Annotated in this window: 17 protein-coding genes; 13 read left to right on the top strand and 4 right to left on the bottom strand. The window is 34.8% G+C overall.

All coding sequences use genetic code 11. The annotated features are described in order from the left end of the window. Positions 1–17 precede the first annotated feature (17 nt). Together MKX31_RS17905 and MKX31_RS17900 are read right to left on the bottom strand one after the other, a co-directional pair. On the bottom strand, positions 18–254 hold the full coding sequence (locus tag MKX31_RS17905; protein WP_048563234.1) for a hypothetical protein: 237 nt from the start codon (positions 252–254) through the stop codon (positions 18–20). Positions 255–351: 97 nt separating this feature from the next. Next, positions 352–1,209, bottom strand: coding sequence for a metallophosphoesterase (locus tag MKX31_RS17900; protein ID WP_064474938.1), 858 nt, complete (start codon positions 1,207–1,209; stop codon positions 352–354). A 244-nt stretch (positions 1,210–1,453) separates the two neighbouring features. Between MKX31_RS17900 and fadH the strand changes: the two genes are divergently transcribed. The 3 genes from fadH (at position 1,454) to MKX31_RS17885 (ending at position 4,362) form a co-directional block, all read left to right on the top strand. Then, positions 1,454–2,218: a 2,4-dienoyl-CoA reductase gene (gene fadH / locus MKX31_RS17895; RefSeq protein WP_000660897.1), complete on the top strand. Its 765-nt coding sequence runs from the start codon at positions 1,454–1,456 to the stop codon at positions 2,216–2,218. A gap of 255 nt (positions 2,219–2,473) precedes the next feature. Beyond that, on the top strand, positions 2,474–3,691 hold the full coding sequence (locus MKX31_RS17890; protein ID WP_046957433.1) for an EAL domain-containing protein: 1,218 nt from the start codon (positions 2,474–2,476) through the stop codon (positions 3,689–3,691). Between the two features lie 182 nt (positions 3,692–3,873). Next, positions 3,874–4,362: a DUF3993 domain-containing protein gene (locus MKX31_RS17885; protein WP_046956444.1), complete on the top strand. Its 489-nt coding sequence runs from the start codon at positions 3,874–3,876 to the stop codon at positions 4,360–4,362. Positions 4,363–4,479: 117 nt separating this feature from the next. Here the strand turns inward: MKX31_RS17885 and MKX31_RS17880 are convergent, their stop codons facing one another. Continuing rightward, positions 4,480–4,716, bottom strand: coding sequence for a glutaredoxin family protein (locus MKX31_RS17880; protein WP_000717880.1), 237 nt, complete (start codon positions 4,714–4,716; stop codon positions 4,480–4,482). Positions 4,717–4,949: 233 nt separating this feature from the next. Here MKX31_RS17880 and MKX31_RS17875 point away from each other — a divergent pair, with 233 nt between their 5' ends. From MKX31_RS17875 to MKX31_RS17830, 10 genes are all read left to right on the top strand, one after another. Continuing rightward, complete coding sequence (locus MKX31_RS17875) at positions 4,950–5,186, top strand: YkuJ family protein (protein ID WP_000055151.1); 237 nt, start codon at positions 4,950–4,952, stop codon at positions 5,184–5,186. A gap of 216 nt (positions 5,187–5,402) precedes the next feature. Further along, complete coding sequence (locus MKX31_RS17870) at positions 5,403–5,552, top strand: hypothetical protein (RefSeq protein WP_064474939.1); 150 nt, start codon at positions 5,403–5,405, stop codon at positions 5,550–5,552. Between the two features lie 74 nt (positions 5,553–5,626). Then, positions 5,627–6,145, top strand: a complete 519-nt coding sequence (locus MKX31_RS17865) for a ribonuclease H-like YkuK family protein (protein ID WP_000896655.1) — start codon at positions 5,627–5,629, stop codon at positions 6,143–6,145. A 108-nt stretch (positions 6,146–6,253) separates the two neighbouring features. Further along, the gene (abbA, locus tag MKX31_RS17860) at positions 6,254–6,445 is read left to right on the top strand and encodes an antirepressor AbbA (protein ID WP_000817795.1); all 192 of its coding nucleotides are present in this window, start codon (positions 6,254–6,256) and stop codon (positions 6,443–6,445) included. A 170-nt stretch (positions 6,446–6,615) separates the two neighbouring features. Next, positions 6,616–7,059, top strand: a complete 444-nt coding sequence (gene cbpB / locus MKX31_RS17855) for a cyclic-di-AMP-binding protein CbpB (RefSeq protein ID WP_000623572.1) — start codon at positions 6,616–6,618, stop codon at positions 7,057–7,059. A 141-nt stretch (positions 7,060–7,200) separates the two neighbouring features. Further along, positions 7,201–8,085, top strand: coding sequence for a LysR family transcriptional regulator (locus MKX31_RS17850; RefSeq protein WP_002008407.1), 885 nt, complete (start codon positions 7,201–7,203; stop codon positions 8,083–8,085). Positions 8,086–8,156: 71 nt separating this feature from the next. Further along, complete coding sequence (dapD, locus tag MKX31_RS17845; RefSeq protein WP_064474940.1) at positions 8,157–8,879, top strand: 2,3,4,5-tetrahydropyridine-2,6-dicarboxylate N-acetyltransferase; 723 nt, start codon at positions 8,157–8,159, stop codon at positions 8,877–8,879. 61 nt (positions 8,880–8,940) lie between these two features. Continuing rightward, positions 8,941–10,071, top strand: a complete 1,131-nt coding sequence (locus MKX31_RS17840) for an N-acetyldiaminopimelate deacetylase (protein ID WP_222660279.1) — start codon at positions 8,941–8,943, stop codon at positions 10,069–10,071. 254 nt (positions 10,072–10,325) lie between these two features. Then, positions 10,326–11,192: a hypothetical protein gene (locus tag MKX31_RS17835; protein WP_046956446.1), complete on the top strand. Its 867-nt coding sequence runs from the start codon at positions 10,326–10,328 to the stop codon at positions 11,190–11,192. 83 nt (positions 11,193–11,275) lie between these two features. Beyond that, positions 11,276–11,941: a potassium channel family protein gene (locus tag MKX31_RS17830; protein WP_000504032.1), complete on the top strand. Its 666-nt coding sequence runs from the start codon at positions 11,276–11,278 to the stop codon at positions 11,939–11,941. A 38-nt stretch (positions 11,942–11,979) separates the two neighbouring features. Here the strand turns inward: MKX31_RS17830 and rnjA are convergent, their stop codons facing one another. After that, entirely contained in the window at positions 11,980–13,647 is a 1,668-nt protein-coding gene (rnjA, locus tag MKX31_RS17825; protein ID WP_000670370.1) for a ribonuclease J1, read from the bottom strand.

Here is a 13,647-nt window from a genome sequence, read left to right as displayed (position 1 = left end):
AGAATTGTGGCAGTACATTAATAATAGTATGGTTGTTGACAAGGTCCACCATAACAAGGATAAGGTGTTGGCGGTGGGAAAGGTGGTGGATATGGTGGATAATACGGTCTAGGACCGAAAGCCAATGCACCGCCTAGCAGTCCGCCAGCAATGCCAGCTAGAAATGGGACGCCAAAAAACGGAAAGAAGCGTGAGTCGCCTACTGGACCAATAGGTGCTGAACGGACTGGGATTGGTTGATAATATGGGTACATGAACAAACCTCCTTTATTGGACTCACTTTTATCATATGGTAAATGAAACGTGGATGAGCGCGTACAAGAAAGGATATGTAAGAAAATAGGCGAATTATTACGAATGTTGGAGCGTGAAAATCGTAATTTCAGGTTTTGACATAAATCGGAATGGGACACGTGTTCTTCCAAGGCCCCGATTGACATAGAGAGCTAAATCTTGAATCGTATAGAAGCCTTCAACATAGTTTTTAGCAAGTGATGGGGTAATAATAGCGCCTAAAAAAGGAATTTGCACTTGTCCGCCATGGCTATGACCAGAAAGTTGTAAGTTAACTGGATATTTAGCGATTTGCGGTGCAATATCTGGCTCGTGAACAAGAACAATGTTATAAGTATTTTGCCTCGCGTACTGTAGTGTCTCCTCTATTTTTGGTTTGCCTAGTAGTATATCATCGAGCCCGAAAATTGAAATTTCACTATTATCCAGTAGACGGATTCTCTTTTCGTTATTTAGTAATAGTTCAAATCCAGATTCACGCATGATGTGCTCATAGTATTCCGTTCCATAGCCGCCGTGATCATGGTTACCATAAATAGAAAATTTACCGAAGGGTGCTTGTATATTTTTTAAAATGGATGCAACGAAAGGGGTGGCAGTATATGTTTGATAATTATCAATGAGATCACCAGTAAAAAGAACAATGTCGGGTTTTACAGCATTAATTTTAGAAACGATTTGAGATAAATGTTGGAGAGAGAAATAGTATCCGAGATGTAAATCGCTAAATTGAAGAATCTTCATACCATGAAAACTTTTGGGTATGAGTTGCGATGTAAGTGTATGCTCTGTAAAAGAGAGTAAATGAGGCTCAATATATTTAGCGTAATAGTACCCGATGCTAGTGGTTATAAATGAATATAGACAAGTGCGCATGCCAACTTTTAAAAAATCTCTTCTAGTAATTTTCTTCATAAAAATATGAGTATACCTATTTGACTTATATCACATGTGTTCGTTACATCTACAGGTTACTCAAATCTCCTTTCAGTTTATTTGAAATATATTTTAAATAATAAAAAAGTAGTATAGATTACGAAAAAAATGAATGAAAAGAAACCTCTTTACGTTAAAATATCAGAAAAGTTTAAAAATATAAAGATTTCTATTAAATAAAATGATAAAATGAATGTGTATTCATTTTTGGGAGGGGATGTATGTGAAAGAAAAGGTAGTTATTATTACAGGTGGATCAAGCGGAATGGGAAAAGGAATGGCGATTCGTTTTGCAAAAGAAGGGGCACGAGTTGTTATTACAGGACGTACAAAGGAAAAACTAGAGGAAACAAAGTTGGAAATTGAACAATTTCCAGGGCAAATATTACCCGTACAAATGGATGTAAGAAATACTGATGATATTCAGAAAATGATTGAACAGATTGATGAGAAGTTTGGACGAATTGATATTTTAATAAATAATGCAGCTGGAAACTTTATTTGTCCAGCAGAGGATTTATCCGTGAATGGCTGGAATTCGGTCATAAATATTGTGTTAAATGGCACATTTTACTGTAGCCAGGCTGTCGGAAAATATTGGATTGAAAAAGGTATAAAAGGGAATATCATTAACATGGTAGCAACATATGCATGGGATGCAGGTCCGGGAGTTATTCATTCGGCTGCAGCGAAGGCTGGAGTGTTAGCAATGACGAAGACGCTTGCTGTTGAGTGGGGACGTAAATATGGAATACGAGTTAACGCTATCGCGCCAGGACCAATTGAACGTACGGGCGGTGCTGATAAGTTATGGATTTCAGAAGAAATGGCTAAGCGTACGATACAAAGTGTTCCGCTTGGAAGGCTGGGTACGCCAGAAGAAATCGCAGGTTTAGCTTATTATTTATGTTCAGATGAAGCTGCGTACATAAATGGAACTTGCATGACAATGGATGGAGGACAACATTTACATCAATATCCATTTTAAAAGGGATGAGAAAATGAATGTTTGATCCATATTCTTACGGTTAAATGTGACGGAATTGTGACATGTGAAAGAAAAGTGTTTACAAGAGGTCATATATACGTTATATTTAAGACCTCTTTTTTCTTCATAGTAGAATTGCTAATTCCCCTTAGCATTTTACCCCTCTAATCCCTTCAGGAAAACTGAAGGGATTTTTTATTATTTTTCCGTAAATATCATGTTATAATTTTTGAAAAGTAAAGGGAGGGAAGCGCGTTGATAGATGCATTAGATGTAATGAGTAACTTGGATAAAGTCCTTCCTTATTATCAAGCTATTTTTAGTGCTGATGAGCATACTGTAATTGGATATGAAGTAGTAGGACGTATTCAAACAGAAGAGGGCATACAAAGTCTAGCTTCTTTCTTTCATGATGATTCTATTCCGAGTGAGTTTCAACTGGAAGCGGACAACATTATAGTAGAAAAAGCTTTAAATCGTTATTTAGAAAGTGATCAAAAATTATTATTATTTATACATCGGAATGCTAACGTATTAATGAACGATGATGATGAAAGTTTACTTCAACTTTTATTGATGTATGAAGAGCAAGGTTTAAATTTGAAACACATTGTTTTAGAAATTACAGAACATGAATGTCAAGAAGATATAGAGCAATTTAATCATTTGCTTATGTATTATCGTACATATGGTATTCAAATTTCGATTAATAAAGTCGGAACGGGTACAAGTAATTTAGAACGTATTAGCGTGTTAGCACCGGATATTTTAAAAGTAGATTTAACAAACTTAAGGCAAACTGCACTTTTACAATCTTATCAAGATATTTTATATTCTTTATCATTACTTGCTAGAAGAATTGGTGCAACATTGTTATATGAAGAAATAGATGCTTTTTATCAACTACAATATGCTTGGAAAAACGGTGGTAGATATTATCAAGGGAATTATTTGAAAGAGTGCTTACCTGATTTTATTGAAACGAACGTTTTGAAAGAACGACTTGGTAATGAGTGTCATCAATTTATTCAACATGAGAAGAAAAAGTTACAAAAGATTTATAATTTAACAGAAATGTTACGTGATCGAATTGGTGATGTTCTAGCCAAACAGAAAAAGAATGAAGATATAAATGATTGGTTATTACAATTTAGCCAAAGTGTATCACAGTGTAGTTTTCGCATATTTATTTGTAACGAAGATGGTTTCCAACAATCAGGAAACGTTATGAAAAAAGATGGGGAATGGATTGTGATGCCTGAGTATTATATGAAGAACTGGAGTTGGCGTCCGTATTTTCTAGAAAATATTATGAAAATGCGTTTTGAGAATAAGGCAAGACTTTCAGATTTATATGCTGATATTGAAACCGGTGAGATGGTACGAACATTTTCCTTCCCAATTGATGATGAAAACTTTTTATTTATAGATTTATCGTATGAATATTTATATGAAGAAGATGTTTTATTTTAATGCACGAAGAGATTCGTGCATTTTTTGTTTGTTTTTATCATAAATTGGTAATAGTGAAAATGGTGATGAAAATGCTGTCTATCGTTGTAAAGATTTTACGAACGAAACCACCCCTGTCTTTGCATAATCATTGTTACAATGAATACTACAAAGACAAGTTTTCTTAAAAGGAAGGTGAAAAAATGAGGAAATATGGAATATGGTTAGTTCTATTTGTATGCGTTGCCTTTCTAGTTGGTTATAGTGTCACAACTGTTTTAGGAAAAGAGGAAGCGAAAGTCGATCGGGAAGAAGTGTTTACAACGATACAAAAGGGCTATGAAACCCAATTTTCAATTCGTGGGAAGCATTTGCCGATGAATAAGATGATAGAAACGTTATCACCATATTTTACAGAGAATTTCCTTCAAGTATTTACAGATGAAAATAGTAGAAGTGATAAACAAAGTGGTGAATATTTACTTCCAGCAAAAGAAGCGCCGTTTTCTTTTCATTCAGAAACGAAAATGTCATATGATGAAGAGCATAAAATTTTATATGTATATGAGCGGGCGAAAAGTGGACAATATCAAATTGTAACATTGCAAAGAGATCAAGGGAAATGGAAATTGGCCGGATATCATGAAAGTCAAGAACTTTTAACTGAAATAAAACGATTACAACAATTATAAAGTGAAACTGTAATCGGTGGGGGATGTTCATCTCTCACTGATTAATAGCTCGCACCAATCGGGCTATTACTGCCCACAAATAGTGGGATAAAAATAAGAATAGGTCTTTACCTATTCTTATTCAATATTGAGTAGCTGTTGTAATTTTTCAATTTGAAAACCAGCAACAACTTCTCCATCAATTACAACTGTTGGAGTTGAATACGAATCATAGTCGTATAAAAGACGATTGCGTGCAGCAGCGTCTTTTTTTACGTCAAACTCTTCATATACAACGTTATTATGCTTTAAAAATTCTTTCACAATGACACATGGCGGACAATCAGGTTGTGTGTAAACCTCAATTTTTTTCATTGTAATTCCTCCTTTTTTCTGTTTTTTATTATATTCTTCCAGTATAAAAATCGCAATAAAGAAGGGAAAAGATGTTCTTTCTGTTTTTTCCTTCGCATTTCGACAAATTTTTAGTTGAGTTTCTGGCCAATAACCTTTATCCTAGACTGTGGAACATTTTTTCTGTTATGACGGATAGAATGAGTATAGCTGTAAAACCTATTGGTAGGAAGATCAGAGAAAGGAGAGATTTCATGTCTCTACTCCAAGGAATTTTAACTCGACTTGTTAGTCTACAAGAACAAGCTGAAAGCGGTGAAGTAGCACAACGCTATTTTGAAGTGAACGGTGAGCGCAAATGTAGCGTGAAATTTTTCGATAAAAGTGAAATGTATGAGTTAGAAGTGTATCAACAAGGTGAAAAACCTCAAGTGTATCAATTCGATAATATCGATATGGTTGCAATTGAGATTTACGATATCATTTCTTGATACATATAAAAAAGGTGTTGCCATATGGCAACACCTTTTTTAGTTCTATTACTTTTTAGCATATAGGTATAGGGATTTTTCATTTTTCCTACAATGGTAATAAAGTGAAATTGTAATCAGTAGGGCTTCTTCGTCCTATACTGATTATTAGCCATCACCAATTGGGTGTTTACGGGTAGCAAATAGCGGGATAAAAATAACGAGGAGGTGTGTTGTATGGAACGTTTACCAGTTGTGGTTTGTCCTAAATGCCACAATTCTGCTGAGATTATTCATGTATTAACGGCTCAATCGAATCAAAATGTAATTTATACGTGCCAAGTTTGCCATTATGTAATTCGAAATATTGAAACGAATAAAGGGTAGGAAGTTATAATTTTTATTTTTGTCCCATACAATGAGAATACGAAAAGTCTGTCTAATTGAAAGGACGTGACTATGTGGCCGGTGAACATACATTTTATAATGTTTCAGAGAGACATTTAAATTTTGATATGGTCTTTAGCCGTATTTGCAGTTTCATTGAAAAGGATCCACGAAATTTATATCGCTTATCCATTGGGACAGACTCACAAGCACATCAAAAGGATACGAGGTTTATTACGGCAATTCATATTCATCGCGTTGGAAAAGGTGCCTGGGGGTGTTTACACCATAAATCAGTAAAAGATAAGCCAGCAACTTTACGTGAGAAAATATATTTAGAAACGCAGTTTAGCCAAGAAATTGCATGCCTATTTACTCCGAACCATATACAAACAATATGGGATTTATTGCATCCATATGCTCAAGAGGGAGCTGGATTTATAATGGAAATTCACTTGGATATCGGAAATGATGGTTTAACAAAAGAATTTATTCTAGATATGACAGCGAAAATTCAAGCGATGGGATTAACAGCAAAAATTAAGCCAGATGCTTATGCGGCGTTTAGTTATGCAAATCGATATACGAAATAAAAAACAATTTTTATATATCCCCCACTAAAAACTGAATATTACATCTATTAAATAGGTTGAAAATTATATATAATAAGAGTAACGATGCGAGTATAAGGAGAGGGGTATATGAAAAGGGAATTTGTTTTAACAGAAGAAGAAGAGAGTTTGTTACTAGATATTCTATTTCAGCAAAATTATGCGAGTGAAATTTTATCTGTGGAAATTACAGATATTGAGAATGGTTTAAAACAGACAGATGTGACGCAATATAAAAAAATCACAAGGTTATTTTACAGATTAAAAAATAAGGGGTATTAAGCGCTACCGGAATGGTAGTCTTTTTTTTGTGTTGTATGCTAAAATAGCTGTGTAATTTTGTTTTTATTGAAATAAAGTAGGGACAAAATAATAATATGAAAACGCTGTCATAAAATATGAATAGAATCGGTGATTAAAAGTAGGAAAAAGGGAAAATGGGGGGATGTAACATGATTAGTATTCCGAAAGACGAGTTTCAACAAATTTTTGTGAAAGATTTAATGATTTCATCAGAAAAAGTAGCACATGTCCAAATGGGGAATGGTTTAGAGCATGCTTTACTCGTTCTTGTGAAATCTGGATATTCGGCGATACCTGTTTTGGACCCGATGTATAAATTGCATGGGTTAATTAGTACTGCCATGATTTTAGACGGTATGTTAGGGCTGGAACGTATTGAGTTTGAAAGACTTGACGAAATGAAAGTAGAACAGGTGATGAAGGAAGACATTCCGGTTCTTAAGTTAGAAGATTCGTTTGCAAAAGCTTTAGAAATGACAATTGATCATCCTTTTATTTGCGCTGTCAATGAAGATGGGTATTTTGAGGGGATTTTAACACGTCGGGCTATTTTAAAATTGTTGAATAAAAAAGTAAGGCAACATAATCGATAATGTGAGAAAAGTGACTTCATAGAAGCGGAGAAGTCACTTTTTTTCGTGCATATCAGTTGTGTATGTATTATATTTAAAAAGATAAAAAATATAAGAGTATATAGTTAAATTAAGGATGAAAAGCTTATTGAGATAAGGTGTATGGAAGCTAAGGAAAGAGGGAGAAAGTTGCAAATTGATGATTTTCAAATGATGGTTGTGTTAGCTCAGGAATCAAATATGAGAAAAGCGGCGGAACGTTTATTTGTTTCACAACCTGCGCTTAGTCAACGATTACAATCTATGGAGAAACAATGGGGAATGAAGTTTTTTATTCGCTCACAAAAAGGATTGACAATTACACCTGAAGGGGAAAAAGTCGCAAATTATGCAAAAGAAATGCTACAAAAGGAAGAGGATATTAAAAGTGAGCTAGCTGTTTTTAGAACAGAAACTCACGGAACGTTAAAAATAGCTGTTGCATCAGTTATTGGTCAATATTGGCTTCCTCCTGTTTTGAAGAAGTTTGTACATAAATACCCTTCTGTGAAAATATCGCTGTTTACTGGCTGGAGTAGTGAAGTGCAAAAGCAATTTTATGAAGGGGACGTTCATGTTGCTATATTGAGAGGAACACAAGAATATAAAGGTCAGAAGCAACAATTATTTGAAGATGAACTTTATTTAGTGGATAAAGAAATAAAAGATATTACAATGTTAAAAGAAACAAATAGACCATTTATTCAATTTAAAAGTGATTCGACTTATTATGGACAAATACAAAATTGGTGGTATGGTTTATTTTCTAATCCACCTAAGAGAACAATTGTGGTTGATCAAATTGAGACTTGCAAACAGCTCGTTTTAAATGGTATAGGTTATGCTCTTTTACCTTCTACTGTTTTAAAAGAAGTACAGGAAAATATGTATAAAACACCTGTTCAATTAACGAGAGAAACATGGTTATTGACGAGTGAATCGGCCAGACAATTGAAGCAAGTAAGGGCATTTTTAGAAATTATAGAAGAAATTCAAATGGAAAAATAGGATTATTATCTTGCTACTCGCTCTATCGTTTGGTAGAGTAACATTATAAATGGATTTAGGAGGCAACAAGAATGAAAATGATGGACGCTAACGAAATTATTTCGTTTATTCAAAAAAGTGAAAAGAAAACTCCTGTAAAGGTATACATAAAAGGGGATTTAAAAGAAGTAACATTCCCTGAAACGGTACAAGCATTTGTAAATAAAAAGTCTGGTGTATTATTTGGAGAATGGTCTGAAATTAAGACAATTCTTGATGGAAATAGCAAGCACATCGTTGATTACGTTGTTGAAAATGACCGTCGTAATTCTGCAATTCCAATGCTTGATTTAAAAGGTATTAAAGCTCGTATTGAGCCAGGCGCGATTATTCGTGATCACGTTGAAATCGGCGACAACGCTGTTATTATGATGAATGCAACAATTAATATCGGTGCTGTAATCGGTGAAGGTACTATGATTGACATGAACGCGGTACTTGGTGGACGTGCAACTGTTGGTAAGAACTGTCACGTAGGTGCAGGTGCAGTACTTGCAGGTGTTATTGAGCCGCCTTCAGCAAAACCAGTTATCGTTGAAGATGATGTTGTAATTGGTGCAAACGTAGTTGTGTTAGAGGGAGTTACAGTAGGTAAGGGTGCAGTTGTAGCAGCAGGAGCTGTTGTAACAGAAGATGTACCTCCATATACAGTTGTTGCCGGTACTCCAGCACGTGTAATTAAAGAGATTGATGAGAAGACAAAAGCAAAAACTGAAATTAAACAAGAGCTTCGTCAATTAAACCCAGAGAAATAAACACAAAAAAAGCGTAAGAGCATAACAGGCTCTTGCGCTTTTTATAGATAGAGGTGCAAAAATGGCAGTAAGCAAATTCGTTCAAATTCGTAGAGACTTACACAAAATACCGGAAATTGGATTTAAAGAGTGGAAAACACAACAGTATATTTTAGATTACATAGGAACGCTTTCGAATGAATATGTGGAAGTGAAAGTATGGAAAACAGGTGTCATTGTTAAAGTAAATGGAAAAAATCCAGAAAAAATTATCGGTTATCGCGCAGATATAGACGGTTTACCAATTACCGAAGAAACTGGATATGAGTTTGCTTCTATTCATGAAGGAATGATGCATGCATGTGGACATGATTTGCATACAACAATCGGTTTAGGCCTTCTAACAGTAGCTGTAACAGAAAGAATAGATGATGACCTTGTGTTTCTATTCCAACCAGCTGAAGAAGGACCAGGAGGGGCTCTTCCTATGTTAGAGAGTGAAGAGTTAAAAGAATGGAAGCCGAATATAATTCTTGGTCTTCATATTGCACCTGAATACGCTGTAGGAACAATTGCCACAAAAGAGGGGCTATTATTTGCAAATACATCAGAGTTATATGTTGATTTGAAAGGGAAAGGTGGACATGCAGCCTACCCGCATACTGCAAATGATATGATTGTAGCAGCAAGTCACCTTGTTACACAACTTCAATCTGTTATTAGTCGTAATGTGAATCCTCTTGATAGTGCAGTGATTACAATCGGAAAAATAACAGGTGGTACAGTTCAAAATATCATAGCAGAAAAGTCTCGGTTAGAAGGAACGATCCGAACGTTATCAGTGGAATCAATGAGGCGTGTTAAAAGTAGGATTGAGGCAATTGTTGCAGGTATAGAAGCTTCCTTCCAATGTGAAGCTGTTATTGACTATGGAGCGATGTATCATCAAGTATATAACCATGAAGTATTAACGAGAGAGTTTATGCAGTTTGTAAGTGAACAAACTGATATGAAGGTAATTACATGTACTGAGGCAATGACAGGGGAAGATTTTGGTTATATGCTTCAAGAGATTCCTGGATTTATGTTTTGGCTTGGGGTAAATTCAGAATATGGTTTACACCATGCGAAATTAAAACCAGATGAAGAGGTTATTGAGAAAGCTATCGCATTTTTAGATCAATATGTAAAGTGGAAAGGAACTAGAAAGTAAACTCGCTCGCCAACTTTGCAAAAACTTACAGCGGGTACTTGTTAGTTCCAAGACGAAAACATCTTTCATATTTGTTTTGGATACACATTGGCATACAAATGGATAAAGTAATGAGCAGCGGTTTTGAGCCGCTGCTCATTATTCATTATCGCTTATTGAGAAGATGATTAGTTAACTAGCTTATATATGTTTACATTTCGTGTAGAAAGTGTGTAAAATCAAGGTGAAACATAGAAAAAAGGGTGGGGAATTACGTGCAAATTAGCAGTGCAATGTTGTGTTTCGTCTTATATGCGTATGTTATTATTGCGGCGGTGTATTTTGGGATAAGTTTTTATGCCTACCGTTTAGTAGATAATCACGAATATGACGAAACATATAAATGGGTGAAAAGATATTTATCACCTGTATTAGAAATTATGAATGGGTTTGTGCTCTTTTTATTTATTGGATTAATTGCTTTCTCGACGAGTTTAGTAGGGAATAAAACGACATTATTTGTACTAGGTATCATTATTTTTATGTTGTTAGGGATACGGATTGGTAACACAGTGTTTTGGAATGAAAGAAAAGTAGATGGTTGGACTGGAATGTTAATCCCGTGTATGTTAGCGGCTATCGTGACAAACATAGAGCATGAGTATTATCAATTACATTTTTGGCTTATTATCGTTTTAACAATTCTTTCAGTTTTGTACATAAGTACGGTAGTACTCACATACATTGCACATGAAAAAGGTGATGTTAAAGGAACACGCTTCTTTAGAGGGCGAGCATTATTTTGGAGTGTGCCAACGATGGCTGTTATAGGAATTATTGCGATATTAGTAAATGGATATCAATTTACTAATTGGCAACTGTTTTTAGAAAATTGGTGGATTTTCATTATTTCGTTTATCGCTTTTTTAGGTGCAACACATTATTTATTCCATCAACATCATTATATATTGGCATTGCTATTCGCATTTACACAACTATTATTTGCTTTCTTCGGACAAGAAACGTTATTATTCGTTTTTGAAACATTTAGTTCATTTGGAAATATATTTGTATTTGGTATGTTAATTTTCAGTATCGCATTTTATTTACAACAGTATTTTTATATGCAAAAACAAAAATAAGAATGATATACAGGTTTTTGTAGCAAATCTAAAGTATGTTACAATAAAAATACATAGTATTCGATGTTATTGGAGGAATTCCTGTGGGTGAAAAAGAGAAAGAATTTGCTGTCATTGGGCTTGGACGTTTTGGTGGAAGCATTTGCCGAGAACTCGCTCAATTAGGTATGGAAGTAATGGCAATTGATTCAGATGAGGATAAAATTAATGAGTTTGCAAATATAGCTTCACATGCTGTAATTGCAGATTCAACAGATGAGATGGTATTAAAAAGTCTTGGTATTCGTAATTTTGATCATGTAGTCGTTGCTATTGGAGATAATTTAAATTCAAGTATTTTAACAACATTAATTTTAAAAGAGTTAGGTGTAAAAAATATTACTGTAAAAGCTCAAAATGATTACCATGAAAAAGTGTTAAGTAAAATAGGGGCAGATCACATTGTGCACCCCGAGCGTGATATGGGAAAAAGGATTGCTAATAATATTGCATCAAGTAATGTATTAGACTATCTTGAGCTTTCAGATGAGCATAGTATTGTAGAGATTATTGCAAATAAAAAAATTGATGGTCATTCTTTAATCGAATTAGATATTCGTGCGAAGTTTGGATTGAATATTGTAGCGATTAAACGTGGTAAAGAAGTTATTGTATCTCCTCGAGCTACGGAAAATATTCAAGCGGGAGATATATTAATTGTAATTGGTCATGACGATGAAGTAGATCGTTTTAAACACTTTTTAAGATAAGAGAAAAGGACAATACCATGAAGGTATTGTCCTTTTTCTTATATTTCCATAATGATTGGTAAAATCATTGGGCGACGTTTCGTTTTCTCATATAGGAATGGTGCTAATGTGTCTGTAATTTCATTTTTAATTTCAGACCATTGTGTTGTTTTACGCTCCATTACTTTTTCTAAATGAGTTGTAATTAATGTTTGAGCATCATTAATTAAATCACTACTTTCGCGCATATACACGAAACCACGTGAGATAATATCAGGTCCTGCTGCAACTTTAAACTCTTTCATATCAATGCTTACAACTACAATAACAAGTCCTTCTTCAGAAAGAATACGACGATCGCGTAATACAATATTACCGATATCTCCAATACCATTTCCGTCAATATAGACAGATCCAGATGGTATTTTACCAGCTACGCTTGCTTCATCAGAACGAAGAGCAAGAACATCTCCATTATCCATGATGAAACAGTTTTCTTCTGGAATACCACAATCGTTTGCTAACTTCATATGCATACGTTGCATGCGGTATTCACCATGAATTGGCATGAAATACTTCGGTTTAATTAGACGAAGCATTAGTTTTTGTTCTTCTTGTCCACCGTGTCCACTCGTATGAATGTTTGACAGTTTTCCGTGGATTACATCAGCACCAGCACGATACAACATGTTAATTGTACGGCTTACACTAATTGTATTACCAGGGATTGGTGAAGAAGAGAAAACAACTGTGTCGCCAGGAATGATTTGAATTTGACGATGAGTACCATTAGCAATACGTGAAAGTGCTGCCATTGGCTCACCTTGACTACCTGTACATAAAATAACAACTTTATTAGCCGGTAGGCGGTTTAGTTGAGCTGTATCTATGAATGTATCCTTCGGACAGCGAATATAACCAAGGTTTTGTCCGATTTCAATCGCCGCTTCCATACTGCGACCGAACACAGCCACTTTACGATTGTTTTCAACAGCCGCTTCAACAACTTGTTGTAGACGATGGATATTTGATGCAAAGGTTGCAAAGATAATACGACCTTCTACTTTGCGGAAAATATCTTGAATACTATCACCAACACGGCGCTCAGACATTGTAAAGTTTGGAACTTCACTGTTTGTACTGTCAGATAAGAGACAAAGTACGCCGTCTTTTCCGATTTCAGCCATTTTTGTTAAGTCCGCTGGTTCACCGACTGGTGTGAAATCAAATTTGAAATCGCCAGTATGAACAACTTGCCCTTGAGGTGTTTTCACAACAACTCCGTATGAATCTGGGATACTGTGAGTTGTACGGAAGAAGGAAACAGATGTCTTTTTAAATTTAATAACATCATCTTCTTGAATTTCATAAAGTTTTGCTTTACGAAGTAATCCGTGCTCTTCTAATTTGTTTTTGATTAGTGCAATTGCTAATTTTCCGCCATAAATCGGGATGTTTACTTGACGTAATAAGTAAGGAATTCCACCGATATGATCTTCGTGACCATGTGTAATGAATAATCCTTTAATTTTATCTTCGTTTCGCACAAAATAAGTGTAATCTGGTATTACATAATCGATTCCGAGGAGTTCGTCTTCTGGAAATTTAATTCCAGCATCAATAATAATAATTTCATCTTGAAATTGAACAGCATATGTATTTTTACCGATTTCACCAAGTCCACCTAAAGCAAAAACGGCAGCTTGATCATTCTTTAGAAATTTCAT

The organism is Bacillus sp. FSL M8-0063 (genome assembly GCF_038005545.1).
Taxonomy (GTDB): domain Bacteria; phylum Bacillota; class Bacilli; order Bacillales; family Bacillaceae_G; genus Bacillus_A; species Bacillus_A wiedmannii.
The sequence above is the reverse complement of the archived record's forward strand: the minus strand, read 5'-3'. Positions and strand labels throughout refer to the sequence as shown.